Source organism: Priestia sp. USM5, assembly GCF_058323215.1.
This window is the reverse complement of record NZ_JBSGKN010000001.1, coordinates 2,320,942-2,346,206: the sequence shown is the minus strand read 5'-3', so window position 1 is coordinate 2,346,206 and position 25,265 is coordinate 2,320,942. Positions and strand designations below refer to the sequence as shown.

At 41.3% G+C, this 25,265-nt stretch carries 26 protein-coding genes; all 26 read left to right on the top strand.

The window, feature by feature from the left end; all coding sequences use genetic code 11:
• Window positions 1–32 precede the first annotated feature (32 nt).
• A complete protein-coding gene (locus ACWATA_RS12755; RefSeq protein WP_013057050.1) occupies window positions 33–296 on the top strand; it encodes a DUF1292 domain-containing protein in 264 nt (87 codons plus the stop codon).
• A gap of 152 nt (window positions 297–448) precedes the next feature.
• Window positions 449–1,693 (top strand): acyl-CoA dehydrogenase, encoded by a 1,245-nt coding sequence (locus ACWATA_RS12750; RefSeq protein ID WP_473049897.1) that lies wholly within the window; start codon window positions 449–451, stop codon window positions 1,691–1,693.
• Complete coding sequence (locus ACWATA_RS12745) at window positions 1,671–2,444, top strand: SDR family oxidoreductase (protein ID WP_033578975.1); 774 nt, start codon at window positions 1,671–1,673, stop codon at window positions 2,442–2,444. The genes ACWATA_RS12750 and ACWATA_RS12745 overlap by 23 nt, the downstream gene beginning before the upstream one ends.
• A 19-nt stretch (window positions 2,445–2,463) precedes the next feature.
• Window positions 2,464–4,080 carry a long-chain-fatty-acid--CoA ligase gene (locus ACWATA_RS12740; RefSeq protein WP_154991344.1) on the top strand — a complete coding sequence of 539 codons (1,617 nt, stop codon included), beginning with the start codon at window positions 2,464–2,466 and terminating at the stop codon, window positions 4,078–4,080.
• Between the two features lie 90 nt (window positions 4,081–4,170).
• Window positions 4,171–4,737 (top strand): TetR/AcrR family transcriptional regulator, encoded by a 567-nt coding sequence (locus ACWATA_RS12735; protein ID WP_028413348.1) that lies wholly within the window; start codon window positions 4,171–4,173, stop codon window positions 4,735–4,737.
• Window positions 4,738–4,817: 80 nt separating this feature from the next.
• A complete protein-coding gene (locus ACWATA_RS12730) occupies window positions 4,818–5,702 on the top strand; it encodes a 3-hydroxyacyl-CoA dehydrogenase family protein (protein ID WP_033578977.1) in 885 nt (294 codons plus the stop codon).
• The gene (locus tag ACWATA_RS12725; protein WP_028413346.1) at window positions 5,699–6,481 is read left to right on the top strand and encodes an enoyl-CoA hydratase; all 783 of its coding nucleotides are present in this window, start codon (window positions 5,699–5,701) and stop codon (window positions 6,479–6,481) included. The genes ACWATA_RS12730 and ACWATA_RS12725 overlap by 4 nt, the downstream gene beginning before the upstream one ends.
• A gap of 14 nt (window positions 6,482–6,495) precedes the next feature.
• Window positions 6,496–6,897: an acyl-CoA thioesterase gene (locus tag ACWATA_RS12720; RefSeq protein ID WP_048020916.1), complete on the top strand. Its 402-nt coding sequence runs from the start codon at window positions 6,496–6,498 to the stop codon at window positions 6,895–6,897.
• Window positions 6,898–6,922: 25 nt separating this feature from the next.
• Window positions 6,923–7,981: a phosphotransferase family protein gene (locus ACWATA_RS12715; RefSeq protein ID WP_182029628.1), complete on the top strand. Its 1,059-nt coding sequence runs from the start codon at window positions 6,923–6,925 to the stop codon at window positions 7,979–7,981.
• Window positions 7,978–8,721, top strand: a complete 744-nt coding sequence (locus ACWATA_RS12710) for a 2-phosphosulfolactate phosphatase (protein ID WP_473049896.1) — start codon at window positions 7,978–7,980, stop codon at window positions 8,719–8,721. Before ACWATA_RS12715 ends, ACWATA_RS12710 begins: the two co-directional genes overlap by 4 nt.
• Complete coding sequence (locus ACWATA_RS12705; protein ID WP_432231515.1) at window positions 8,709–10,487, top strand: acyl-CoA dehydrogenase FadE; 1,779 nt, start codon at window positions 8,709–8,711, stop codon at window positions 10,485–10,487. The genes ACWATA_RS12710 and ACWATA_RS12705 overlap by 13 nt, the downstream gene beginning before the upstream one ends.
• Before the next feature lie 14 nt (window positions 10,488–10,501).
• The gene (locus ACWATA_RS12700; protein ID WP_033579541.1) at window positions 10,502–11,263 is read left to right on the top strand and encodes an SDR family NAD(P)-dependent oxidoreductase; all 762 of its coding nucleotides are present in this window, start codon (window positions 10,502–10,504) and stop codon (window positions 11,261–11,263) included.
• Between the two features lie 29 nt (window positions 11,264–11,292).
• Complete coding sequence (locus ACWATA_RS12695; protein ID WP_028413341.1) at window positions 11,293–12,066, top strand: enoyl-CoA hydratase/isomerase family protein; 774 nt, start codon at window positions 11,293–11,295, stop codon at window positions 12,064–12,066.
• A gap of 16 nt (window positions 12,067–12,082) precedes the next feature.
• Complete coding sequence (locus ACWATA_RS12690) at window positions 12,083–13,066, top strand: quinone oxidoreductase family protein (RefSeq protein ID WP_473049895.1); 984 nt, start codon at window positions 12,083–12,085, stop codon at window positions 13,064–13,066.
• A 193-nt stretch (window positions 13,067–13,259) separates the two neighbouring features.
• Window positions 13,260–14,144, top strand: coding sequence for a pyridoxal 5'-phosphate synthase lyase subunit PdxS (gene pdxS / locus ACWATA_RS12685; protein ID WP_407545011.1), 885 nt, complete (start codon window positions 13,260–13,262; stop codon window positions 14,142–14,144).
• A 37-nt stretch (window positions 14,145–14,181) separates the two neighbouring features.
• Window positions 14,182–14,430: a ferredoxin gene (locus tag ACWATA_RS12680; RefSeq protein ID WP_432231513.1), complete on the top strand. Its 249-nt coding sequence runs from the start codon at window positions 14,182–14,184 to the stop codon at window positions 14,428–14,430.
• A 214-nt stretch (window positions 14,431–14,644) separates the two neighbouring features.
• Entirely contained in the window at window positions 14,645–14,974 is a 330-nt protein-coding gene (locus tag ACWATA_RS12675) for a DUF3870 domain-containing protein (protein WP_013057066.1), read from the top strand.
• Window positions 14,975–15,154: 180 nt separating this feature from the next.
• Window positions 15,155–15,811: a CoA transferase subunit A gene (locus tag ACWATA_RS12670; RefSeq protein WP_028413338.1), complete on the top strand. Its 657-nt coding sequence runs from the start codon at window positions 15,155–15,157 to the stop codon at window positions 15,809–15,811.
• 1 nt (window position 15,812) lies between these two features.
• Entirely contained in the window at window positions 15,813–16,475 is a 663-nt protein-coding gene (locus ACWATA_RS12665; protein ID WP_274863891.1) for a 3-oxoacid CoA-transferase subunit B, read from the top strand.
• The gene (locus tag ACWATA_RS12660; RefSeq protein WP_049164550.1) at window positions 16,475–17,656 is read left to right on the top strand and encodes a thiolase family protein; all 1,182 of its coding nucleotides are present in this window, start codon (window positions 16,475–16,477) and stop codon (window positions 17,654–17,656) included. The genes ACWATA_RS12665 and ACWATA_RS12660 overlap by 1 nt, the downstream gene beginning before the upstream one ends.
• Window positions 17,644–19,029 (top strand): aminotransferase family protein, encoded by a 1,386-nt coding sequence (locus tag ACWATA_RS12655; RefSeq protein ID WP_473049894.1) that lies wholly within the window; start codon window positions 17,644–17,646, stop codon window positions 19,027–19,029. The genes ACWATA_RS12660 and ACWATA_RS12655 overlap by 13 nt, the downstream gene beginning before the upstream one ends.
• Window positions 19,013–20,308 carry an aminotransferase class III-fold pyridoxal phosphate-dependent enzyme gene (locus ACWATA_RS12650; RefSeq protein WP_034266166.1) on the top strand — a complete coding sequence of 432 codons (1,296 nt, stop codon included), beginning with the start codon at window positions 19,013–19,015 and terminating at the stop codon, window positions 20,306–20,308. The genes ACWATA_RS12655 and ACWATA_RS12650 overlap by 17 nt, the downstream gene beginning before the upstream one ends.
• A gap of 28 nt (window positions 20,309–20,336) precedes the next feature.
• Window positions 20,337–21,794 carry an aldehyde dehydrogenase family protein gene (locus tag ACWATA_RS12645; protein ID WP_432231510.1) on the top strand — a complete coding sequence of 486 codons (1,458 nt, stop codon included), beginning with the start codon at window positions 20,337–20,339 and terminating at the stop codon, window positions 21,792–21,794.
• A gap of 29 nt (window positions 21,795–21,823) precedes the next feature.
• Window positions 21,824–23,344: a M81 family metallopeptidase gene (locus ACWATA_RS12640; protein WP_310876443.1), complete on the top strand. Its 1,521-nt coding sequence runs from the start codon at window positions 21,824–21,826 to the stop codon at window positions 23,342–23,344.
• Window positions 23,332–23,811, top strand: coding sequence for a GNAT family N-acetyltransferase (locus ACWATA_RS12635; RefSeq protein WP_049164561.1), 480 nt, complete (start codon window positions 23,332–23,334; stop codon window positions 23,809–23,811). The genes ACWATA_RS12640 and ACWATA_RS12635 overlap by 13 nt, the downstream gene beginning before the upstream one ends.
• 42 nt (window positions 23,812–23,853) lie before the next feature.
• Complete coding sequence (gene kamA, locus ACWATA_RS12630; RefSeq protein WP_028408513.1) at window positions 23,854–25,263, top strand: lysine 2,3-aminomutase; 1,410 nt, start codon at window positions 23,854–23,856, stop codon at window positions 25,261–25,263.
• Window positions 25,264–25,265 lie beyond the last annotated feature (2 nt).

Genomic DNA, 25,265 nt, shown 5'->3' with positions numbered 1-25,265 from the left:
CGAATAATGAGGTTAAAATAGGAGGGAATACGATGGAACGTATTGAAACGGGAGAGATTTTTACAATTTTAGATGAAAATGATCAAGAGCAAGATATTGAAGTGCTTGGAAAAATGACGATTGAAGGCCACGATTATATTGCCGTTGCGTTTGTGGAAGAAGTTTTAATTGAAACAGAAGAAGAAATTGATGTTTTCTTTTTAAAAATTGAAGATGATGGTGAATGGTCTTCAATTGAAGATGATGATGAGTTTGAAAAAGTATCAGCCGTATTTGAGGAAATGACATCCGCGTAAAAAGAGAGGTTACAACCTCTCTTTTTTTTATTTATAAATAATATAATATTTAGAATTTTTCTAAAAATATCTTGCTGAATTATTTCCCTTCATTTATGATGAATATGTAACATACCAACCGGTTAGTAAGTAAATGAAAGCGAGGGACTACCGTGTATTTTTCTTACTCTGACAAAGTAGTGAAGCTGCAAAAAGAATTGAGCTCTTTTATGGAAGAGCATATTTATCCAAATGAACGGCTATACGAACAACAGCTGAATGAACAGCCATCTAGATGGTCAGCTGTTCCTCCAATCATGGAAGAGTTAAAAGAAAAAGCAAAGCGAGCTGGGCTATGGAACTTATTTTTGCCAGAAAGCGAATACGGAGCAGGTCTAACAAATGTAGAATACGCTCCTCTTTGCGAAATTATGGGCCGTTCTATTATTGGACCAGAAGCTTTTAACTGCGGAGCTCCTGACACTGGCAATATGGAAGTGCTGGTTCGATACGGAACGCCTGAACAGAAAGAAAAATGGCTAAAGCCTCTGTTAAATGGAGACATTCGCTCCTGCTTTTCTATGACAGAACCGGATGTAGGTTCTTCTGATGCCACAAACATTCAGTGCAGTATTGTAAGAGAAGGCGATGAATATGTAATCAATGGAAGAAAATGGTGGTCTTCAGGTGCGGGAGATCCTCGCTGCAAAATTGCTATTGTCATGGGAAAAAGCGATTTTAACGCATCTAAATATGAACAGCAGTCTATGATTCTAGTTCCATTAAATACTCCGGGAGTTAAAATTGAACGAATGCTGCCAGTCTTTGGATACGATCACGCTCCTCATGGACATGCTGAAATTCATTATGACAATGTGCGTGTGCCAGCATCCAATATGCTTTTAGGCGAAGGAAAAGGGTTTGCTATTGCTCAAGGTAGATTAGGGCCTGGACGTATTCATCACTGCATGCGTCTAATAGGAGCAGCTGAAAGAGCGCTCGAAGAATTATGTAAGCGTATTCAAAGTCGTTCTACATTTAATAAGTTGCTTTCTCAGCAAGGGGTTATTCAAGAATGGGTGGCAGAATCGCGTATTGAAATTGAGCAAGCTCGCTTATTAACATTAAAAGCTGCTTATATGATGGACACAGTTGGAAATAAAAAAGCGCGGAAAGAAATTGCCATGATTAAAGTAATAGCTCCTGCTATGGCTTTAAAAGTCATTGATCGTGCCATTCAAGCATTTGGAGCAGCAGGTGTTTCAGAAGACACGCCGCTTGCGGCACTTTGGGCAAATGCCCGCACTTTGCGCCTTGCCGATGGTCCAGACGAAGTGCACAAAGCACAGCTTGCAAGACTTGAGCTAAAATCCTATCAAGAACAGGAGGCAACCTATGCACATAAAGGATCTATTTGATTTAACTGGAAAGACAGCTATTATTACCGGAGGAGGCAGAGGATTAGGAGAGCAAATGGCAGAAGGGCTTGCAGAGGCAGGGGCAAATATTGTTCTATGCTCAAGAAAAAAAGAAGCATGTCAGCAAGTGGCTGATCGATTGGCCACCATGGGCGTAAAAACCCTCGCTTTAGCATGCGACATCAGTCAGCCTGAAGATATTAAAAATGTCGTGCATCAAACGATTGAAACATTTGGACGCATCGATATTTTAATTAACAACAGCGGAGCTACGTGGGGAGCTTCGGCTGAAGAAATGCCTCTTGAAGCATGGCAAAAAGTGATGAATATTAATGTGACGGGCACGTTTTTAATGTCACAAGAAGCTGGAAAAGAAATGATTAAACAAAAAGCTGGTAAGATTATTAACATTGCTTCAATTGCGGGTCTTGGAGGAACGGACCCTCAGTATATGGATACAATCGGGTACAACACGAGTAAAGGAGCGGTCATTACGTTCACGAAAGATTTAGCTGTCAAATGGGGACAGCATAATATTCAAGTTAATGCAATTGCGCCGGGATTTTTTCCTACTAAAATGTCAGGTGCGATTATGGAACAAGGAAAAGATTATTTTCTAAGTCAAACCCCTTTAAAACGCTTTGGCTCCGAAGCTGATTTAAAAGGAGCGGCTGTTTTTCTTGCTTCTGCAGCGTCTAATTATATTACGGGCGATATTCTGACAGTAGACGGTGGAGTTCATGCTATGTGAATAAGAAAGGAGTTACTCAATGGAAGACGTTAAAAAATGGTTTACACCTTATCCAGAAGCCTACACTCATGACATTCACATCGAAGATATTTCACTATTTGATATGCTGAAAGAAACAGCCGAACGTTATCCTGCTCACACAGCCACGCGCATGTATCAGCATACGTTAACGTACCAGGAGCTGTACCACTCAGTTCGCGTATTTGCAGGAGCACTGCAGAAAAAAGGGATTAAAAAAGGAGATCGTGTAGCAATTATGCTGCCAAATTGTCCGCAATATATAATAAGCTATTTTGGCATTGTAGCAGCGGGCGGCATTGTCACTCAGGTCAACCCCATGCTTGTCGAACAAGAACTAGAGCATATTTTACACGATTCCGGCGCAAAAAAAATAATTCTACTCGATGATTTTTATACGAGACTTCAAGAGATAAGGAATCGTGTTGAGATAGAAGAAGCGATAACCGTCAGCTTGCAAAAACCTTTTGTTCCTACATCACCAGACCTTTCCTTCTTAGATTTTCTAACCATTAAGCATGAATTTAATCAGCCGGTCATCCATCCAGCACACGATATTGCTGTTCTTCAGTATACGGGAGGAACGACCGGACCATCTAAAGGTGCGATGCTTACACATACAAACATTTACACAAACGCAGTTCAATCATACGAAATATTTAAGCATGATATTGAATTAGGAAAAGAAAAATGCTTAACCGTTATTCCATTGTTTCACGTATTTGGCATGACTTCCTGTATGCATTTATCAATTCTTTGCGGAAATGAAATATTGCTATTGCCGCGTTTTGATTTAGAAGAAGTACTAAATACAATCAAAAAAGAGCAGCCTAGTATTTTTCCTGGAGTGCCAACTATGTATGTCGCAATTACCAATCATCCGCGGGCAGAAGAATACAATATCGAAAGTATTCGCATCTGCAACAGCGGCAGTGCGCCAATGCCTGTTGAGCTGATGAAAGAGTTCGAACGAAAAACGGGTGCTAAAGTGTTAGAAGGGTACGGCTTATCAGAAGCGGCCCCCGTTACCCATTGCAACCTGCCGTTTTGTGAACGAAAGCCAGGCACAGTCGGACTTGGCGTTCCGCAAACTGCTTATAAAATTGTAGACGTGGCTACAGGAACAAAAGAACTGCCAAGAGGAGAGCTTGGAGAAATAGTGATTAAAGGCCCTCAAGTTATGAAGGGCTATTGGAATCAGCCTGAAGAAACAGCTCACGCGCTTAGAAACGGCTGGCTGTACACAGGAGATATTGGACAGATAGACGAAGATGGGTATTTATCCATTGTTGATCGCAAAAAAGATATGATTATTGCGAGTGGTTTTAATGTGTATCCTCGAGATATTGAAGAAGTTTTATATGAGCACAGCCACATTAAAGAAGCCGTTGTCATTGGCGTTCCCCATCCTTACAGAGGAGAAACAATTAAAGCGATTTTGGTAGTGAAAGAAGGAAAATCTCTTTCTGAAGAAGAGCTTACTTCTTATTGCCGACATCATCTTGCAGCTTACAAAATTCCGCGAATCTTTGAGTTTCGCGCTGAGCTTCCTAAGACCAATGTAGGAAAAATTTTACGAAGAGCACTGCGAGAAGAAGTGGTGAAAGAAACGATGTAAAGAAGCTGAACATAAACAAACTTTTTCAAAAGCTCCCTCTAAGCCATGGTATAATTTGTGAAAATGAGAAAAGACAGAGAGGGTTTGACGATGAAAGATTTGATGATGGAACGAAGCATTCAGCTTTTTGCTCAAAAAGGTTTCAAAGAAACGTCTATTCAAGATATTGTAAATGAATTAAACGTCACAAAAGGAACGTTTTATTATTATTTTAAAAGCAAGCAAGAGCTTTTAATGGATATTCACCTTCAATATATTGAAAGATTAATAGAAAACCAAGAGACGATTCTTGCAGATAAGACAATATCTTATCCTGAAAAGCTGCACAGCATTATTTTTAAACTTGTTCATGATATTGAGAAAGAAGGTCTTCGAGCTAAAGTGTTTTTTCGAGAGATGCGTCATTTGAGTGAAGAACACTTACAGCAAATCATTCCAAAGCGCGATCGTTTTAAAGAAAACGTACAGGAAATTATTGAAAAAGGAATGGAAGCAGGGCAGTTCCGTTCAGATTTGCCTTCAGATATCGTGACGCTAGGCATATTAGGAATGACAAATTGGAGCTATTTTTGGTTTCAGCCGGATGGTGAAAAGTCAGATCGAGAAGTTGCGGCTATTTTTTATAAGATGTTGATGAAAGGTATTCAGTCACAGTAGCTGCTAGGCTGGACAGTGCTCGTAAAAGGTGGGAAAGTATAAGCTCTTTCTCTCCTTTTATATTAAAAGGAGGCTATAACATGAATAGTAAAGATATACAGCGTATTGCTGTCATTGGCGCAGGACAAATGGGACATCAAATTGGTATGCTTTGTGCACTTGGAGGATATGAAACAATTATCCAAGATATGAATGAACAATCACTCATAGAGGCGAAAAATAAGCTGGAAGCAATTATAGACAAGTGGGTTCACAAAGGCAAAATTTCCTCTGATGCTAAAGAAGCCGCATTTCAAAGGTTGTCTTTTACAAGCACATTAAAGGAAGCGGTTTCAAGTGCTGATTTTGTGATTGAAGCTGTTGTAGAAAAGTTAGATGTAAAACAAAGCGTCTTTAAAGAAATAGATGAGTACGCACCAAGTCACGCCATTTTAGCATCGAATAGTTCAACAATTGTTAACTCGCTTATTGCAAGTGCAACAAACCGTCCAGAGCAAATCGTTAACATGCATTTCTTTTTTCCTCCTCTTGTAATGGACTGCGTAGAAGTTGTGATGAGTGAAAAGACAAGTGAACAAACAGCTCAAACGACAATGGAAGTTTGCAAGCAAATTAATCGCACAGCAGTCCTTCTGAAAAAAGAAATCTCAGGTTTTATTGCCAATCGAATTTTAGGAGCGCTGCAAAAAGAAGCCGTTTTCCTTTACGAAAATGGATACGCAGATTTTGAAGACATTGATACGATTTGCAAAAAAGCGCTCAATCACCCGATCGGTCCTTTTGAATTGATGGATCTCTCAGGAATTGACGTCGGATATTTTGTGATGCAGCAGCGCTATAGCGAAACAGGGGACCCTGAGGACAAGCCAGCTGCGTGCATAGAAGAAAAAGTTCAAAAAGGCGAGCTTGGACGCAAAACAGGAAAAGGTTTTTACACATACCACACACAGGGAGTGAAGCAATGATGAAAAAATTTGTACGTATTGAAAAAGAAGAGAAAACAGCTATTGTAACCATTGATAATCCGCCTTTAAATGTAATGAGCCAGGCTGTTGTGCAGCAGCTTGAAGAAACGTATGAAGAGCTTAGTAAAGATCCTGATGTCATTACAATCATTTTAACGGGAGCGGGCGACCGGGCGTTTATGGCTGGAGCTGATATTAAAGAATTTCCACAGCTAATGGGACAAAGCGGTATTAAAGAAGAGTTTATGAAAACCCATCGTGTTTTGCAAAAACTTGAAAACATTGAAAAACCAACAATTGTCGTGTTAAACGGTTTAACGTTTGGGGGAGGGTGCGAACTTTCACTAACCGCTGATATACGCATTGCCGAAGAACATGCTCAAATCGGTCTTCCGGAAGTGAAGCTCGGATTGTTTCCCGGAGGCGGCGGAACTCAGCGTCTTCCGCGCGTAATCGGCGCATCTAAAGCTAAAGAATGGATGTTTGCCGGCAGTCCTGTTTCGGCGGAAGAAGCACTTCATGCAGGCTTTGCCAATCATGTAACGCCTAAAGGAAAAGGGCTCGAAAAAGCAAAAGAGCTGGCTAAGAAATTTAACCGTCACTCTCTTCCGTCACTTTCTCGAATTAAGGCAGCGGTAAACGAAGGAATGAATCGTACACTATCTGAAGGTCTTGAACTTGAGGCAGAGCTGTTTGAAGAAGTCTTTCAAACAGAAGATATTAAAGAAGGAGTATCAGCATTTATTGAAAAGCGTCCCGCTGTTTTTTCACATAAGTAAAGGAGGAGAAAACCATGTATGAAACACAGGTCAAAGTGCGTTTTTGCGAAACAGACGCACTCGGTCACATTAACAATACGAGCTATTTCATTTATTTAGAAGAAGCACGCATTGCTTTTTTTGAAGAAATGGGAGCATCCATGCATACAAAAAAGTGGGAGTATATTTTAGCGTCTACTAAATGTGATTTTGTTGCGCAAGGATATTTTAATCAAGTGTTAACGATTAAAACCTTTGTATCTAATGTCGGCAATAAAAGCTTTACAATTGGCCATGAAATTACCGACAGCAAGACGGGATCGCTGATTGCTAAAGGAGAAGCTGTCATCGTGTACTTTGATTTTGATGCACAAAAAAGCATTTCTATTCCAGCGGACATTAAGCAGTTTTTGATGAATTATAAAGTAGCTGTTTAACTATAAAAAAGCAGGTGGTAAAAGAATGTCACAAATCATTCCTGTACGAAAAGGAGAGGAATTAAACACGGAAAAACTGCATCAGTTTCTCCGTGTTTCGATTCCTGATTTACCTAAAGAGCCTCTTTTAATCAAGCAATTTGGATCGGGTGCGTCCAATTTAACCTACGCTCTTTCAGTCGGAGAGTGGGAGGCGGTGTTGAGACGCCCGCCATTTGGGCCAGTTGCGCCAAAAGCGCATGACATGGAAAGAGAATACAAGATTTTATCTGTTTTATCGAAATCTTTCCCTCTCGCTCCTAGGCCTAATGTGTTTTGTGAAGATGAAACGGTGGTCGGGAAACCCTTTTTTTTAATGGAGCGAAAGCACGGTGTTCTCATCGACACAGCGTTTCCAGAAGACGTGAAAGGAACTAGCGAACTTTGCCGTCGTATTTCAGAACAAATGGTAGATGTCCTTGTTCAGCTTCATGACGTTCCTTATAAAGGTACGCTCCTTGAAGAAATCAGCAAGCCTGAAGGTTTTTTAGAACGTCAAGTACACGGCTGGATTCATCGTTATGAAAAATCAAAAACAAGTGACATACCGGAAGTAGAAGCACTAAAGAAATGGTTGACCACACACATCCCCACTTCACAGCATTCAACCATTATTCACTATGATTATAAGCTTAACAATACGTTATTTTCACCGGATGGAAATAAAATTGTAGGATTATTTGACTGGGAAATGACAACCGTTGGAGACCCGCTTGCTGATTTGGGAGTGGCGATGAGCTATTGGATGGAAGACAGCGACCCTGAACTTTTAAAAAGAGGATTGGGGAACCCACCTGTTACTGTGCAAAAAAGCTTTTATTCCCGTCGAGATTTTGTGGAAGCGTATGCTAAAAAAAGCGGACGAGATGTGTCACACATTGACTTTTACCTGAAGTTTGCGTACTTCAAACTTGCTGTCATTTGTCAGCAAATTTATTACCGTTATAAAAAAGGCCAAACAAATGACAAACGGTTTTCACAATTTGGAGAGTATGTAAAAACGCTGATTATTCATGCTCTGCATACAGAACGCGGGCATATATGAAAAGAAAAGTTCACGTAATACTCAAAAAAGAAGAGCTTCTTGCCAAAAAGCTAGAAGGAAAAACGGTCGTTATATTTGACGTCTTATTGGCTACTTCAACAATTGCGGCTGCTTTACAACAAGGAGCAATAGAGGTTATTCCCGTAAAAAACGAAGAAGAAGCGCGCAATAAAGCAAAAACGTATAAGCCTGACGAAATTGCGCTTGTAGGCGAATATAGAGGGAAAACGATTGAAGGATTTTTTGATCCAAGCCCCAGCACGATAAGGCAGCATGTTCAAGATAAAACGGTTATTTTATCCACCACTAATGGAACGGTGGCCATTCATAACGCTGAAAAAGCAAAACATGTCTATGCAGCTTCACTGTTAAACGGAGAAGCGGTTGCCAGTGCTGTTTGTCAACCAAGTCAAGATGAAACTGTTTTATTGGTTTGTTCAGGTTCATCCGATCGCTTCTGTCTAGAAGATTTATATGGAGCGGGGTACTTTATAAGCTGTCTTCTGCAACTAAAAACATTTTATTTAACGGATGCTGCAAAAGCCGCACTGCTTTTGTATAAGGCTTATGAGCATTCATCTATTGAAATATTGAAACACTCAGCCGTAGGAGAAATGCTCACTCAGTATGGCTTTCTAGACGAAATTGGCTTTGTAAGCCGGAAAAACGTCTATTCTGTAGTTCCTAAGGTAGTGAAGAAAAAGCTAGTAAACGGGGAGGAAATGATATGTCTGAAATGAAAACCGAAGCAAAAGGCGGATCATTTTTACTTAAAAAAACATCTGCGCAGCACGTCTATACACCTGAAGACTTAACGGATGAGCATCGTATGATCGCTCAGACAGCAAAGCAGTTTATTGAAAAAGAAGTCGACCCTTACCACAGTGACATTGAGCAGCAAGATTTTGATAAAGTAGTAGAATTGATGCACAAAGCAGGCGAACTCGGACTTCTTGCTCACAGTATTCCAGAAGCATATGGAGGACTAGGTCTTGATAAAGTAAGCAAAGGACTCGTCGGTGAAATCATCGGCCGGACAAGCGGATATGGAGTCGCTCATTCTAATCATACATGCATTGCGACACTTCCTATTACGTATTTTGGTACCAAAAAGCAAAAAGAAAAATACTTGCCCAAATTGGCAAGCGGTGAATATATTGGCGCCTACTGTTTGACAGAGCCAGAAGCTGGTTCTGATGCTCTTGCAGCCCAAACAAAAGCCGTATTAAATCCTGAAAAAACGCATTATGTATTAAATGGAACGAAGCAGTACATTACCAATGCTGCCTTTTCAGATACGTTCATCACATATGCAAAAGTAGACGGAGAACATTTTACCGCTTTTATTGTAGAAAAAGATTTTGAAGGACTGTCTCTCGGGCCAGAAGAAAAGAAAATGGGGATTAAAGGGTCGTCTACTCGCCCGGTTATTTATGAAGATTGTTTAGTACCCGTAGAAAACGTACTTGGACAAGTAGGAAGAGGTCACTTAATTGCGCTGAACGTCTTAAACCTTGGACGTTTTAACTTAGGTTCTGCATGTATGGGCGCAGCGAAATATGCGTTTGAACTTGCTTTAGGTTATACAAAAGAACGCAAGCAGTTTAAAACAGCTATTGCGGAATTTAACGCTTCAAAAGAAAAAATAGCAAAAATGGCGGCTCGTATTTTTGCATCTGAATCTATCCAGTACCGTACAGCTGGTTTACTAGAAGAGGCGCTTGGTGGACTATATGAAAGTGAAAATCATAAGTTAGTAGCTAAACAGCTGGCTGAATTTGCAAAGGAATGTTCAGTGTGTAAAGTGTATGGATCGGAAACTCTTGATTTAATTGCCGATGAATCGCTGCAGCTTCATGGCGGAGCAGGATTTATTCAAGAATATAAAATTGAACAAGTATACCGTGACTCACGCATCAATCGTATTTTTGAAGGTACAAATGAAATCAACCGCCTTTTGCTTCCAACTCAGCTTCTAAAAAAAGCAGGCAAAGGAGAAATAGAGCTGAACAAACGAGTAGAACATGCCGTTAGTGAATTGATGAGCGGTCAGTGGGAAATATCTTCAAATGAACTTCTAGCACGAGAAAAGCAGGCTGTTATTACAACAAGGCATTTATTTCTTGCATTGCTAGGAACAGCATTCCAAACGTTTCAGACAAATCTAGCGCAAGAACAAGAAACGCTGATGAAACTAGCAGAAATTGCTATTGGGCTATTCGCTATGGAGTCATCTGTGCTGCGCGTGGAAAAAGCTGTAACCAGAAATGGAGAAGAAAAAGAAACGTTAAAAAGCAAGCTCACAGCAACAGTTGTTAGTGAAACGCTCTTTGAAATTGAAAAGCAGGCTCGACAATTAATAAACGGGATGTTAACGGATGAAAAACACCGACAGTACCGCACAATTCTTGGAAAATGGATGAATGATTTGCAAAGTGAAGGAGAGTTCATGCGCAATCGAGACATCGCCCGTGAATTTATCGACAGCGGACGATATGTTGTATAAGGAGGGGTATTATGATGCGTTTTGAAGGGCAAATAGCTGTTATTACAGGAGCTGGAAGTGGCATTGGAGAAGCGACCGCTCAAAGAATGGCGAAAGAAGGCGCTCGCGTCATTCTTGTGGGGCGAACGAAAGAAAAACTAATACAGGCTGCATCCGCTATTGACACACGGTGTGAACGAAAATGTACAGATATTTTCCCAGCTGACGTAACGAAAGAAGAAGACGTCAAAGAGCTTGCTGAGTTTATAAAAGAAAAGTACGGACAAATTCATTTATTAATTAATAACGCAGGCGGATCTGTTAATTCCACAATCAAAGAAACAACGCTTGAACAGTGGAAACAGGTGCAGGACGTCAATTTAACAAGCGTATTTCTTGTAACAAAACATTTGATTCCTTTTTTAACTGAAGAAATAGCAGAAAATCGCTCTATTGTTAACATCGCTTCTCTTTCAGGACATAAAGCAGGTGCGCAAATCCCCCACTATAGCGCTGCTAAAGCTGCTTTAATCAACTTTACAAAAGCAATGGCATTTGAATTAGCACCTCACGGAATCAGAGTAAACTCTGTGTCTCCTGGATTCGTAGAAACACCTTTAACACAGCCTGGACTTGAAAATGAGCGCTTCACTAAGGCAATCGAAAAAAATACGGCTTTAAAACGTGTAGGTAAACCAGATGAAATTGCAAATGTTATTGCTTTTGCAGCGTCTAAAGAGGCATCGTATATGACGGGAAGTGATTTATTAGTAGACGGCGGGTGGCTTATCGTTTAATACAAAGCAAAGAGGAGGAAGTCGAAATTATGAGTGATTTAGTAGTAGAAAAGCAGGGGACTATTTTATCTTTAACGTTAAATCGACCGGATCGTTTAAATGCATTCAGTGAGGAAATGATTGAAAAGTTAACAGCTGAAATAAAACAGGCACAAAGCGATGAGTCTATTAAAGTGGTTATATTAAATGGAGCGGGGCGCTCGTTTTCTGCCGGAGGCGATGTAAAAACGATGGGTCAAGCATCGGGAGCTGATGTTTATGAACATATCGGCCGTTTAAATGAATGTATTTTAGCGATGCAAAATCTAGAGAAGCCAATTATTTCAGCAGTTCATGGGTTTGCAGCAGGAGCTGCTTTTAATTTAGCTCTCGCTTCTGACTTTATCATCGCATCACAAGAAAGCCGATTTGTATTAAGCTTTTCTCAAGTGGGATTGATTTCAGATGGAGGAGGTCTTTACTTTCTCACAAAGGTCGTTGGCCCCCACAAAGCTAAAGAACTGCTATTTTTAGCAGAGCCTCTGGATGCCGATACGGCTTACAAAGCCGGTTTTTTGAACCGTGTAGTGCCGTTAGATCAGTTGAAAGATGAGGTTACGTCTTTTGCAAGCCGTTTATCACAAGGGCCAACGAAAGCGTACGGAAAAATGAAAAAAATCGTCAACGATTCATTCCATTTAACGCTAGAACAAGTGCTTGAACAAGAAAGGCTAACGCAAGTTCTTATGGTAGAAACGAGGGATCATCAAGAAGGAATATCTGCATTTAAAGAAAAAAGAAAGCCACTATTTCAAGGGAAATAAGAGGGGGATATAAAAGATGAAAGCTATTCAATTCACGCAGTATGGAGGGCCTGATGTTCTGCAAGTTATTGATATTGCACGCCCTGTACCTAAAAAGAAAGATGTGCTCATTAAAGTTGCGGCAATTGGCGTTAATTATGCCGACGCTGCGCGACGCGAAGGAGCATATGTAGTCGAAACGCCGCTGCCTTTTATTCCAGGCTCTGAAGTAGCAGGCGAAGTGGTTGAAGTAGGCGAGGATGTACAAGGGATAAAAGTAGGTACAAAAGTCGTGACACTGCTAGGATCTAATCGAGCAACAGGATACGCTGAGTACACGCTGGCAGATTCAAGAGGCCTTATTCCGTTGCCGGAGAATGTGGATTTAACACAGGCCGTTGCTTTGCCTCTTCAAGGACTAACGGCTTATCATATTTTAAAAACAATGGGTCGCCTTGAAAAAGGAGAAACCGTCATCGTTCATGCAGCAGCAGGCGGCGTCGGAACCTTAGCTGTTCAGCTTGCGAAAATTTTTGGAGCTGGAAAAGTTATTGCTACAGCGAGCTCTAAAGAAAAGCTTGAGCTTGCAAAAAATCTTGGTGCCGACGAAGTGATTAACTATACAGAAACAGGCTGGGAAAAACGGATTTTAGAAGTAACAGAAGGAAAAGGAGCCGATATTATTTTAGAAATGGTAGGAGGGTATATATTCTATGAATCTCTTCAATGTCTTGCACCATTTGGGCGCCTCGTTTTTTACGGAATGGCTAGCGGAAAATCTGTAAAGTTTAACCCTGCTCGCCTGATGGAAAAAAATCAGTCGGTTCTCGGCTTTTTCTTACCTCAAATGATGGCAAAACCAGCACTTTATCAGCAAAGCCTGCATGAGCTATTAAACTACGTGAATTCCGGTCAGTTAAAATTAATGCTGGGCGGTACATTTTCACTTGAAGAAGCAGCACATGTACATCGTCTGCTTCAAGGAAGAAAAACGACCGGAAAATTAGTGTTAGTTCCTTAACAAAACAGCTTCCGTCTCTAATAGGGATGGAAGCTGTTTTAGTTTAAAAAATTGGCTTTCGCCTGCCAAATTTTTAAAAACCGCTTAATAATTTGGCATAAAAATCAGTACTTTTTACTAATTTCTTCTATATTTTAACACTGGCATGGAAGTTGCATAATAAGTGTTTGAACATATAAAGGAGGAATTGAATATGGTGAGAAATGGAACGGACCGCGTGAAGCGGGGAATGGCAGAAATGCAAAAAGGCGGCGTTATCATGGACGTGATCAATGCAGAACAGGCAAAAATTGCAGAGGCAGCAGGCGCTGTTGCTGTTATGGCATTGGAGCGTGTTCCAGCTGATATTCGTGCAGCAGGCGGCGTGTCTCGTATGGCAGACCCAACAATTGTTGAAGAAGTGATGAATGCTGTGTCCATTCCAGTTATGGCAAAAGCTCGTATTGGCCATATTGTTGAAGCACGCGTGCTAGAAGCGATGGGTGTAGACTACATCGATGAAAGTGAAGTGTTGACTCCAGCTGATGAGGAGTTTCATTTAAATAAAAATACATTTACGGTTCCATTTGTGTGCGGTTGTCGTGATCTTGGTGAAGCATCCCGCCGTATTGCTGAAGGAGCTGCAATGCTTCGTACAAAAGGCGAACCAGGGACAGGAAACATCGTGGAAGCAGTGCGTCATATGCGCCAAGTAAACGCTCAAGTACGTAAAGTTGTGGGCATGGACGAAGATGAGTTAATGACAGAGGCAAAACTATTAGGCGCGCCTTATGAGCTATTACTGCAAATTAAACGTGAAGGTCGCCTACCGGTTGTAAACTTTGCAGCGGGCGGTGTAGCAACACCAGCAGACGCAGCGTTAATGATGCAGCTTGGAGCAGACGGTGTGTTCGTTGGTTCAGGAATCTTTAAATCCGACAACCCTGAAAAATTTGCTCGAGCAATCGTGGAAGCAACAACGCATTATCAAGACTATGAACTGATTGCAAGCTTGTCAAAAGGGCTAGGAAGTGCAATGAAAGGAATTGAAATTTCATCATTATTACCAGAAAATCGTATGCAAGAACGCGGCTGGTAATAAGTAATAACTTTTAAACTTAGTTAGGAGAATGATCATGGGGAAATATACAATAGTCGATAAAGAAACGTGTATTGCGTGCGGCGCATGCGGAGCTGCGGCACTTGATATTTATGATTATGATGATGAAGGAATTGCGTTCGTTATCCTTGATGATAATCAAGGCACTGTTGAAGTGCCCCAAGAGTTAGAAGACGATTTAATAGATGCGTTTGAAGGCTGTCCAACAGAGTCCATCCGTATAGCAGATGAAAAGTTTGATGGAGATTCGAATAAATTTCAATAAAGCCGAATAAATAAAAAAATAGAAAGTTTTTTTAAAAGAAAAGAAGGATTTTGTCTAGAAAAGGCGAAATATTAGTTGTGTAAGAACATATCTTTTTAAAAATGAAAGCACTTACATAACTAAAAGCATATGAGTTAGTCTCATTTGACCTTTCAGAATTATTAGTGTAAATGTGCGGAGTAATTAAATAGTTTTTAAAAGGAGATTAAGGGGCATGCAAATACTGAATACAGTCATTGTGACAGGATATGCAAAAGCTCCACAGGGAACTTCCATGTATGAAATGTATAAGCATGCGGGAATTGTACTAGAAGTGGATCTGACAGAGCATAAAATTGTAAATGCTGAGTTTACGTTTATTACGGAGCTGACGCAAAATTTTTTCCGGAAGCTGCTTATTGGTTACTGCCTTGCAGATGGAATTGAACCTCTTATTGAACGTATTCAAAATTATTATTTTGCTCCATCTCAACAGGCGATTATCGTAGCGCTTCAGGCTGCAATCCAACGTTACTGGGATAATGTGAATCAAAAAATTACATAGCGTTTGGTTAGAATAAAGTGAGAAGACAACCTCTTTTCATGGTCTTATTAAAACCAAGCAGACACACACGCTTTACAAAGAATGGGGGACGTCCCTGTTTCTTTGGGGAGTCATTGTGTCCTGCTTGGTTTTTTTCGTGTAAAGCGCTGTGAAATACAAAAAGAAAAGGAGGAAACAAAAATGAACAAAATCATCACGCGCGAAGAAGCAGTAGGAAAAATAACTGATGGCGCACGCATTATGGTAGGTGGATTTGGTCTTGTAGGAAGTCCGCTTAGTCTAATTGAGGCGATTGCCAAATCAAACCTTAAAGATTTAGAGATTATTAGTAATAACCTCGGTGAACCTGGAAAAGGATTGGGTATATTGGTTCAAAGAAAACAAGTAAAAAAAGCTATAGGGTCTTATTTTACTTCCAACCCTGAAGTTGTACACGCTTATCAACAACAAGAACTTCAAGTGGAGCTCATCCCGCAAGGAACAATGTCCGAGGCAATTAGAGCAGGAGGAGCAGGCATTGGAGGATTTTACACGCCTGTGAGCGTAGGGACTCAGCTCGCTGAAGGAAAAGAAGAACGAGTATTAAAAGGAAAAAAATATGTTTTGCAAGAATCGCTGCACGCAGATGTAGCGCTTATAAAAGCTAAAAAAGCAGACCGACTCGGAAATCTTATTTACAGCAAATCAGCAAGAAACTTTAATCCAATGATGGCAACGGCCGCTGATATCGTGATTGCTGAAGTAGAAGAAGTGGTTGAAGTTGGACAAATTTCTCCTGAAGAAATTATCACTCCTCATTTATACGTTACTTATATCGTAGTGAAAGGAGAAAAATAAGATGAACGTCAAACAATATATTGCTGGGCGCGCTGCAAAAGAGCTTTGTCACGGAGATGTAGTGAACTTAGGGATAGGGATTCCTACTTTGGTTGCTAATTATATTTCACCCGATGTTCACGTGTTTTTACATTCAGAAAACGGAATTCTCGGCGTTGGCCCTACTCCTGAAGAAACCTATATAGATCCAGAGCTTGTGAATGCTGGGAAGCTTCCCGTCACGGTCTTGGAAGGTGCCTCATTTTTTAACAGCGCCGATTCTTTTGCGATGATACGCGGAGGTCATGTGAATGTATCCATTCTTGGAGTGCTTCAAGTAGATGAAGCAGGGCGAATTGCAAACTGGGCTGTCCCTGGGAAAAGTGTTCTTGGCGTAGGAGGAGCAATGGATTTATTAGAAGGATCGAAAAAAGTGATTGTGACGACTCTTCATACGAATAGTCAAGGAGAGTCAAAGCTAGTTAGGAATTTAACCTATCCGCTTACTTCAGAGCGAAGAGTCGATATGATTATTACGGAATTAGCTGTCTTTTCGGTAACCGATCTTGGTCTTGAACTTCTTGAAACAGCTCCGGGTGTTTCTTTAGAGGAAGTAAAACAAAAAACAGAGGCTTCTTTTCATGTTTCTACATTGTTTAGCAAAGACAATGAGGTGACGGCATAATGGCAGTGATTGTAAATGCATTTCGAACTCCTATTGGAAAGTTTGGCGGTTCGCTTGCAGATACGCTTCCAGAAGAACTAGTCTCTCTTGTGATGAAAAACAATTTGTCTTCAGCCGGATATACATCAGAGATTGTTGATGAAATTATTGTCGGACAAACGAAACAAAGCGCTCATGCTCCTAATATAGCGAGAGTAGCCGGGCTTAAAGCTCAATTCTCTGAACGTATTCCTGCTTATACCGTGCACCGCCAGTGCGGCTCGGGCATGCAGGCTGTGATGAATGGCGCTATGTCCATTTTATCAGGTCAAGCCGAAACGGTATTAGCTGGAGGAGTGGAAAGCATGTCTCAAGCACCGCACTATACGGTAGGCACTCGTTTTGGTTTTCACGTTGGTGATTTAACACTCTATGACTCTAACACAGAAAGTCAGCCAAAATCACAGCCTGAAACGCTATACGGAACGTTTACAATGGGACAGACGGCGGAGTGGCTTGCTGAAAAGTATAGCATTAGCCGTACGGAGCAGGACGAGTTTGCTTTTTATAGTCAGGAAAAAGCTAGGCGGGCTATAGAACTTGATTTGTTCGAAGAAGAAATTATACCGGTTCCTGTAAAAGAAGGAATGAGGCATTTTGCAACAGATGAATTTCCTCGTCTTACTAGCAAAGAAAAGCTTGGTACGCTTAAGCCCGTTTTTCAAAGAAATGGAACGGTGACAGCTGGAAATTCATCCGGAAGAAACGATGGCGCTTCGATGCTGCTGATGATGTCGGAAGAAAAAGCTGAGCATCTCGGATTAACACCTATGGCAAAGGTTGTGTCGTTTGCCGCAGCCGGCGTCTCTCCAAAGGAAATGGGAATTGGCCCCGTTTCTGCTTCGCAAATTGCTTTAACTAAAGCCGGTTTAAGCTTAAATGATATGGACTTAATTGAATTAAACGAAGCATTTGCCGCCCAAAGTATTGCTTGCTTAAGAGAATGGGACATCACATCAGAGAAAGTGAATGTAAACGGAGGAGCAATTGCGCTTGGACATCCTTTAGGCTGCTCCGGGGCAAGAATCATCACAACTCTGTGTCATGAGCTCCACAAGCAAAAAAGACGATACGGCCTTGCTACTATTTGCGTTGCAGGAGGATTAGGAATGGCGATGGTGGTGGAAAGATGGACGAAATAAAAAGAGATTATGTTTTTCATAGAGATTTAACAAAAAAGTACCCTATGATTACGCACGGTCAAGGAAGCTACTTAATAGATGAACAAGGAAAAAAGTATTTAGACGGCTGCTCCGGGGCCGTAGCGGCAAACTTAGGGCACGGCATTGTAAAAATAGCCGAGGCGATGGCTGATCAGGCTAAAAAAGCGGCGTTTGTTCATACATTACGTTTTGAAACAGATGTTTTGCATAAACTTGCAGGAAAAATCGGTAAAATGGCTCCACTCCATTTAAACAAAGTCTATTTTACATCAGGAGGATCAGAAGCCAATGAAAGTGCATTAAAATTAGCAAGGCAATATCACAGAGATGCCGGAAAGACGCAAAAACACATCGTAATCGGAAGGTGGCAGTCCTATCACGGAAATACGATAGGGGCACTATCAGCTGGAGGAGATGTAAAAAGACGATATCCTTACACACCTAATCTTTTACATTTTGCGCACGTGTATTCTCCTTATTGTCACCGCTGTCCGTATAATCGCAATCAAGAAGACTGCGTGGCAAATCAAAACTGGAGCTGCATCACCGATATTGAACGCACCATTTTAGAGCTCGGTCCAGAAAATATTTCAGCTTTTATCGCAGAGCCGATTGTAGGAAGTCAGCAAGGAGCTGTCGTGCCTCCGCTTGACTATTTCAAAAAAGCACGTGAGCTCTGCAGCCGCTATGACATTCTTTTGATTGTTGATGAAGTGATGACAGGCTTTGGGAGAACGGGAACTGATTTTGCAGTGGAACAATTCGGAATCGAACCGGATATTCTAACGTTTGGTAAAGGAGTTTCAGCAGGGTACGCTCCTTTAGGAGGAATGGTTGTCCATGACCGTCTGATTCAAGGACTGTTAGAAAATAGCGGCGGAAAATTCCTTCACGGCTATACGTACAGTGGACATCCTGTTTCGATAGCGGCAGGACTTGCTGCTTTGGACATGTATGAAGAAGTAAATATCCTTCAAAATGTAGAAACTCAAGGTGCGTATTTAATGGAATGTTTAGTAGCTCTGCAGCGCAAGCATCCGTATATTTCAGATATTCGCGGCCGCGGACTTTTAATTGGATTAGAACTAATGAAAGACGCCAATCAACAGATATTTTTCGAGCCAGGCGAAGCAGCCAGCGAAAAGCTCAATGAAATTTGTATGGAGCTTGGAGGCGTATTTTATCCAGGGTCCGGATCTATAGATGGACATAAAGGAGAACATATCATTATTAGTCCTCCTTTAAATATAGCGAAATCAGAAGTTGATGAAATAGTGAGATTGCTAGATCATGCGTTTTCTATTTTTCATCAGCACATAAGAAAGGATGAGTCATATGAAAGTGCAAAATAAAACAGAAGAGCTTCAAATCAAAGGCAAAAAACATTTATCACCCGTTATGACAAGAGTAACAGAGCTTGTTATTGAAAAAGCGCACGGTGCGAAATTTTGGACAGCTGATGGCACGGAATATATTGATTTTGTATCAGGAGTAGCTGTCAATGCAGTAGGTCATACACATGAAAAGATGGTAGAAGCAATTAAAAAACAAGCAGATCAGCTGCTTCACCTCGGTTTAAATTACGGATACTACGAAACAGCTGTGAATTTGGCAGAAAAACTTGCGCAAATTACGCCGGGAAACTTAGATACGGTTTTCTTTTCAAACTCAGGCGCAGAAGCTATTGATGGAGCGCTTAAGTTAGCAAAAGCGGCCACTGGCAGACCAGCGATTATTGCTTTTGAAGGTTCTTTTCATGGCCGTACACTCGGAGCTACAGCTATTACGGCTTCAAGCTCCAAGTACCGAAGCTACTACGAGCCGATTTTGGGAGAAGTGTATCACGCGCCTTATCCGTATCCAAGTCAGCTTCCTAATATTGACGAGGAAGAAGCGGAAGCATATTGCTTAAATCAACTGCAAAAGCTGTTTGAACTGCGAGTGGATCCTTCACGCGTAGCGGCGATTGTTATTGAGCCAGTCATGGGCGAAGGAGGCTATTACCCTGCTCCTTCTAGCTTTTTACGCGCACTGAGAGACATAGCGAATGATTATGGCATTCTGCTTATCTTTGATGAAGTGCAAACGGGATTCGGGCGCACTGGAAAAATGTTTGCCGCAGAACATGCTGGAGTCACACCAGATATTTTAGTTTTAGCAAAAGCTCTTTCCGGTGGTATGCCACTAGGAGCGATTGTAGCAAGCCGAGAACTGCATGAGAAATGGCCAACAGCCGGACATGGTTCTACTTTTGGTGGAAATCCAGTATCGTGCGCAGCTGCTTTAGCTAACATTTCAATCATTGAAGAAGAAAAGCTTGTAGAGCGCAGTGAAAAAGTAGGTGCCGATATTGTGAAACGTCTTCAGCATTCTATCGGACATTTACCGGCTATTAAAGAGGTTAGAGGAATTGGCATGATGATTGGCATTGAATTTCATGTTGAAACAGCAGCTGCTTATGTTCCTGCCATTAAATCAAAAGCGCTGGAAAGAAGACTGCTTATCATGAACTGTGGAGTCAAAGGGCAAACCATTCGCTTAATGCTGCCGCTGAATATTGATAAAGACGTGCTGAATCAAGGGCTGTCTTTATTAGAAGAAGTCATCACAGAAGCAGTTTCAATTAACTAGCTTTTTAAATGAAAAGGAGGGTAACGATATGAGTCAAACTAAAACCGAACTGCTGCAAGGAGATTTATATATTAACGGCGAGTGGGTAAGTGAAGAGGAGCAAACCTATTTTAAAAGTATAAACCCTGCAACACAAGAGCTCGTCGGAATGTGCGCAGCCGCTACGGCTAGTCAAGTCGATGCTGCCGTAAACGCGGCTAGTAAAGCCTACAGCCACTGGAAAAATACATCTATTCCTGAACGTGCAGCATTTTTAACAAAAGCAGCTGGGCTTTTTGAAAACAGAAAAGAAGAGCTAGCCCAAGTAATGACAAAAGAGATGGGAAAACCGCTATCAGAATCCATAGGGGAAGTTGGTGTCGTCATTGCAACAGCTCAGTATATGGCGGGAGAAGGAAGACGTTTGTTTGGCGAAATAGTGCCCGCTGGCTTTCCTGACCGAGATATAAAAATGGTTCGCGAACCGCTTGGAGTTGTGGCATGTATTACACCTTGGAACTTTCCTGTTTCTCTCGCTTCTTATAAAATGTTTGCCGCTTTAATTGCTGGCAATACCGTTGTCTGGAAGCCGGCTTCAGAAGTGGCGCTCTCAGCGAAGATTTTTATGGAAGTATTGCACGCTGCGGGGCTTCCAAAAGGAACGATTAACTTGCTTACAGGATCGGGCAGAATCGTTGGACAAAAGCTTGCTACGCACTCTGAAGTGAAAATCATCTCATTTACAGGTTCTACGGAAGTTGGTCAGCAATTAGCAGAAATGAGCAGCAAAACCTTAAAGCGTATTTCTTTAGAGCTAGGAGGAAAAAACGCGGTTATCGTATTAAAAGATGCCAATCTGGATAAAGCAGCAGAGGGAATCGTTAAATCAGCATTCACGACAACGGGTCAGCGCTGTACCGCAGCTAGCAGAGTCATCGTGGAGCGTTCAGTAAAAGAAGAGCTGTTGAAAAAAGTAATAGCTCTTACAGAAGAAATGAAGATTGGAAATGGTCTTGATGAAGGGGTTGCAATAGGACCGCTTGTTAATGAACAGCAGTGCCGTTTAGTAGAAGATTACGTACAAAAAGCGGTAGAAGAAGGCGGGAATATTGCGCTCGGAGGTCGTGCTTTATCAGAGTTAGGAACTTGTTATTACATGCCTACAATCATCGATAACGTCCATTCAAATCACACAATTGCTCAAGAAGAGATTTTTGGTCCCGTGCTTGCTTTTATTGAAGTAGATGGCTACGAAGAAGCAATGAGCGTCAATAATGGAACGGTGTACGGACTTTCCACTTCTATTTATACAAGCAGCTTGCACTATGCCAGCCGAGCTGCCAAAGACGCTGTTAGCGGATTAGTCTATATCAATAACGGAACATCTAATGCTGAAATGGGGGTAGCATTCGGTGGAATGAAAATGTCTGGCAACGGCCACAGGGAAGTTTCTCATCATGCATTTGATGTGATGACAGAATGGAAGTCTGTCTACACCAACTATTAATCTCGCACCTTAGCGAAAAGGAGGAGCACATGTCTTCATATCGCATTGGCATTGCCTTTTTTTATCATGAATCTCACAGCTTTAGTCCATTAAAAACAGAAATAGAACAGTTTGTACAAGAAGGATATTTTGTTGGAACGGAAATATATAAAGCATACTCAGGAACCAAAACAGAAGTAGGGGGATTTTTGGATGTATTAAAGCAAGAGAAGCAAGTAGAAATCGTTCCCCTTGTTTGTGCAGCTGCAATTCCGTCTGGGGTTGTATCTTCGGCAGCTTATTACACAATTGAAAAGCAAATGCTGCATATGCTTACTCACGCCGGCCCGCTAGATGGCTTATTAATCGCCTTGCACGGCGCAATGGTAGCAGAGCATCTTTTCGATCCGGAAGCTCATTTGTTAGGTCAAATAAGAAGCTGTATAGGAAATAACGTTCCTATTGCCACTACGCTCGATATGCATGCAAATGTCAGTGAAGATATGCTTACGTACACGTCGCTTCACTTTGGTTTTAAAACATATCCTCACGTTGATATGTATGAACAAGGAGTGAACGCTGCGCGAGCGCTTTTAACACAAGTAAAAGAAAGCGCTATCTATTATGCGTCTTTAAAAAAACTGCCCATGCTTTTGCCGTCGATTAATATGCGAACAGCAGAAGGGCCGATGAAAAAAATGATCGATCTTGCTAAGCAAGCCGAGCAAGAAGAAGACGTATACAATGTTTCCATTTTTGGAGGCTTTCCGTATTCTGATATTCCAATTGCGGGAGCAAGCGTGCTCGTAACAGCTTTGAATCCTGAAACAGCAGAAAAAACAGCAAATAGACTAGCTTCTCAGTTTTGGAGTATAAAAGAAGATTTTATCATGGATTTGCCTACCGTTGAAGAAGGTCTGCAAACAGCGTTAAAACGATCAAACGAACAGCCAATTGTGCTCGCTGATATAGCGGACAATCCTTTAAGCTGCGGAAGCGGTGATACAACAGAGCTTTTAGAATACATGCTGAAGCTAAATATGCCGGGGACACTGTTTGGAGGTCTTTATGACCCTGAATCTATTAAACAATGCGTGCAAGCAGGAGTTGGAAGCTACGTCTCTCTTTCCTTAGGAGGAAAAGTTTCTCCTGAGTTTGGAAAGCCCGTTGAAGTTGAAGCAAAGGTCATTGGCTTATCAGAAGGTGAGTTTTACAATTCGGGACCGTTTAATCAGCATTTAAAAGTAAATGTAAAAGGCGCAGCTCATATTCGAGTAGGAGAATTGGATATTTTGTTGATTGGAAGGCCGGTATCAGCAAACGATCCTGAACTTTTCCGCCATATCGGTATCGAGCCAGCAAGGAAAAAAATAATTGGTTTAAAAGCTAAAAATCATTTCAGAGCCGCTTTTGAACCGCTTGTAGGGTCTATCATCTATGTGGATGCTCCAGGCGTAGCGTCAAATCGCTTAACGACCTTTAATTATCAGCACCTTCCAAGTCCAATATGGCCGCTGCAAGATGCAAAATATGAAAGTGAAAAAAGGAGGAAAGAAAAATGGATGCATTAAAAGAGCAGTATTATATCGAAGTCCCAGAGTCGTTAAGTCCCGCGCAGCAAAAAATGATGATTGAACTTGAAAAAGATGCGTTTCCGGGCATGGGAGCCGTTGATGAACAGACGCTTGTACCTTTAGCGCGCTACGGAAAGCTCATTCAATATTTCCAGGAAAATGACGCAAGGCCAATTGCCATTTGCGAGCTGCTTAGAGATTACAAAGATGTCACAAAAGCTTATATCTTTGGGTTCTACGTCCGCTCTGATAAACAAGGAAGCGGAGTTGGACAGCTGTTCTTAGAAGAAATATTTTCTATTCTACAAAAAGATAGTTTTGAAAGTGTTTGTTTGACTGTGAATGTAAAAAATGAAGGCGCTGTTAAGCTGTATAAAAAAATGGGCTTTACGATTAAAGAAACGCGAGCAGGAGAGTTTGGCGAAGGAGAAGACCGCTATTACATGGTGCGGTCAATTTCTTAGTAGAACATCTATTCAAAAAATAAACTTTGGAGGGAATATAAAATGAAAAATACATTATATAAAGCAAGCAGACACTGGAAAGAAATCGAGCTTTGGAAAGATGTAACGGACGAGCAGTGGAACGACTGGGTATGGCAGCTGACAAACACGATTAAAACATTGGAAGATTTAAAGAAAGTGATCAATTTAACACCTCAAGAAGAAGAAGGCGTTAAAATTGCAACCAAAACGATTCCGTTAAACATCACTCCTTATTACGCATGGTTAATGGATGAGAACGATCCGAAATGTCCAATCAGAATGCAGTCCGTTCCTATTTCAGAAGAACTGCATAAGACAAGGTATGATTTAGAAGATCCGCTTCATGAAGATGAAGATTCACCGGTTCCTGGCTTAACGCACCGCTATCCAGACCGCGTGCTGTTTTTAGTTACAAATCAGTGCTCTATGTACTGCCGCTACTGTACAAGAAGACGTTTTTCAGGACAAATTGGCATGGGCGTTCCAAAAAAACAGCTGGATACAGCTATTAATTACATTGCTGCCAACCCTCAAATCCGTGATGTATTAATTTCCGGAGGAGACGGCCTATTAATCAATGACAATATTTTAGAATATATTTTGAAAAATTTGCGCGATATTCCGCACGTAGAAATTATTCGTATCGGTACAAGAGCGCCGGTCGTGTTCCCTCAGCGCATTACAGAAAATCTGTGCAACATCTTAAAGAAATATCATCCGGTTTGGCTAAATACGCACTTTAACACATCAATTGAAATTACAGAAGAATCAAAGCGTGCATGTGAAATGCTTTCCAACGCAGGAGTTCCAGTTGGAAACCAAGCGGTTATTTTAGCTGGAATTAACGACAGCGTGCCAATCATGAAGCAGCTTATGCATGATTTAGTAAAAATTCGCGTGAGACCTTACTACATTTATCAATGTGATTTATCAGAAGGAATCGGCCATTTCCGTGCGCCAATCAGCAAAGGGCTAGAAATTATGGAAGGACTTCGCGGCCATACGTCCGGCTATGCAGTTCCTACGTTTATCGTGGATGCTCCTGGAGGAGGCGGTAAAATTCCGCTGCAGCCAAACTACATTATTTCTCAAAGCTCCAATAAAGTTGTGCTTCGAAACTTTGAAGGTGTTATTACGTCTTATCCGGAGCCGCAAAATTACCAAAGTGGCAGCGCAGAAGAATTTTATAAAAAAGTATATCCTGAAGTGTTTGAAAAATTTGAAAGCAACGGTGTTCTTTCGATTATTGATGATACAAAGTTCAACTTAACGCCAGAAGGTCTAAACCGTCTTGACCGCCGGAAAACGTATGATCAAAATCCAGAGCATAGCTCTTTAAAAGACAAGCGTGAAAAGCGCGATCAATTAAAAGAGAAAAAATTTGAAACGCAAATGAAAAAATACGAAACGGCGGGAGCGAAGGAGGAATAATA

Coding starts and splice junctions, on each gene's coding strand:
- ACWATA_RS12755 (WP_013057050.1), top strand. CDS start 33: ATGGAACGTATTGAAACGGGAGAGATTTTTACAATTTTAGATGAAAAT.
- ACWATA_RS12745 (WP_033578975.1), top strand. CDS start 1,671: ATGCACATAAAGGATCTATTTGATTTAACTGGAAAGACAGCTATTATT.
- ACWATA_RS12740 (WP_154991344.1), top strand. CDS start 2,464: ATGGAAGACGTTAAAAAATGGTTTACACCTTATCCAGAAGCCTACACT.
- ACWATA_RS12735 (WP_028413348.1), top strand. CDS start 4,171: ATGAAAGATTTGATGATGGAACGAAGCATTCAGCTTTTTGCTCAAAAA.
- ACWATA_RS12730 (WP_033578977.1), top strand. CDS start 4,818: ATGAATAGTAAAGATATACAGCGTATTGCTGTCATTGGCGCAGGACAA.
- ACWATA_RS12725 (WP_028413346.1), top strand. CDS start 5,699: ATGATGAAAAAATTTGTACGTATTGAAAAAGAAGAGAAAACAGCTATT.
- ACWATA_RS12720 (WP_048020916.1), top strand. CDS start 6,496: ATGTATGAAACACAGGTCAAAGTGCGTTTTTGCGAAACAGACGCACTC.
- ACWATA_RS12715 (WP_182029628.1), top strand. CDS start 6,923: ATGTCACAAATCATTCCTGTACGAAAAGGAGAGGAATTAAACACGGAA.
- ACWATA_RS12710 (WP_473049896.1), top strand. CDS start 7,978: ATGAAAAGAAAAGTTCACGTAATACTCAAAAAAGAAGAGCTTCTTGCC.
- ACWATA_RS12705 (WP_432231515.1), top strand. CDS start 8,709: ATGTCTGAAATGAAAACCGAAGCAAAAGGCGGATCATTTTTACTTAAA.
- ACWATA_RS12700 (WP_033579541.1), top strand. CDS start 10,502: ATGCGTTTTGAAGGGCAAATAGCTGTTATTACAGGAGCTGGAAGTGGC.
- ACWATA_RS12695 (WP_028413341.1), top strand. CDS start 11,293: ATGAGTGATTTAGTAGTAGAAAAGCAGGGGACTATTTTATCTTTAACG.
- ACWATA_RS12690 (WP_473049895.1), top strand. CDS start 12,083: ATGAAAGCTATTCAATTCACGCAGTATGGAGGGCCTGATGTTCTGCAA.
- pdxS (WP_407545011.1), top strand. CDS start 13,260: ATGGTGAGAAATGGAACGGACCGCGTGAAGCGGGGAATGGCAGAAATG.
- ACWATA_RS12680 (WP_432231513.1), top strand. CDS start 14,182: ATGGGGAAATATACAATAGTCGATAAAGAAACGTGTATTGCGTGCGGC.
- ACWATA_RS12675 (WP_013057066.1), top strand. CDS start 14,645: ATGCAAATACTGAATACAGTCATTGTGACAGGATATGCAAAAGCTCCA.
- ACWATA_RS12670 (WP_028413338.1), top strand. CDS start 15,155: ATGAACAAAATCATCACGCGCGAAGAAGCAGTAGGAAAAATAACTGAT.
- ACWATA_RS12665 (WP_274863891.1), top strand. CDS start 15,813: ATGAACGTCAAACAATATATTGCTGGGCGCGCTGCAAAAGAGCTTTGT.
- ACWATA_RS12660 (WP_049164550.1), top strand. CDS start 16,475: ATGGCAGTGATTGTAAATGCATTTCGAACTCCTATTGGAAAGTTTGGC.
- ACWATA_RS12655 (WP_473049894.1), top strand. CDS start 17,644: ATGGACGAAATAAAAAGAGATTATGTTTTTCATAGAGATTTAACAAAA.
- ACWATA_RS12650 (WP_034266166.1), top strand. CDS start 19,013: ATGAAAGTGCAAAATAAAACAGAAGAGCTTCAAATCAAAGGCAAAAAA.
- ACWATA_RS12645 (WP_432231510.1), top strand. CDS start 20,337: ATGAGTCAAACTAAAACCGAACTGCTGCAAGGAGATTTATATATTAAC.
- ACWATA_RS12640 (WP_310876443.1), top strand. CDS start 21,824: ATGTCTTCATATCGCATTGGCATTGCCTTTTTTTATCATGAATCTCAC.
- ACWATA_RS12635 (WP_049164561.1), top strand. CDS start 23,332: ATGGATGCATTAAAAGAGCAGTATTATATCGAAGTCCCAGAGTCGTTA.
- kamA (WP_028408513.1), top strand. CDS start 23,854: ATGAAAAATACATTATATAAAGCAAGCAGACACTGGAAAGAAATCGAG.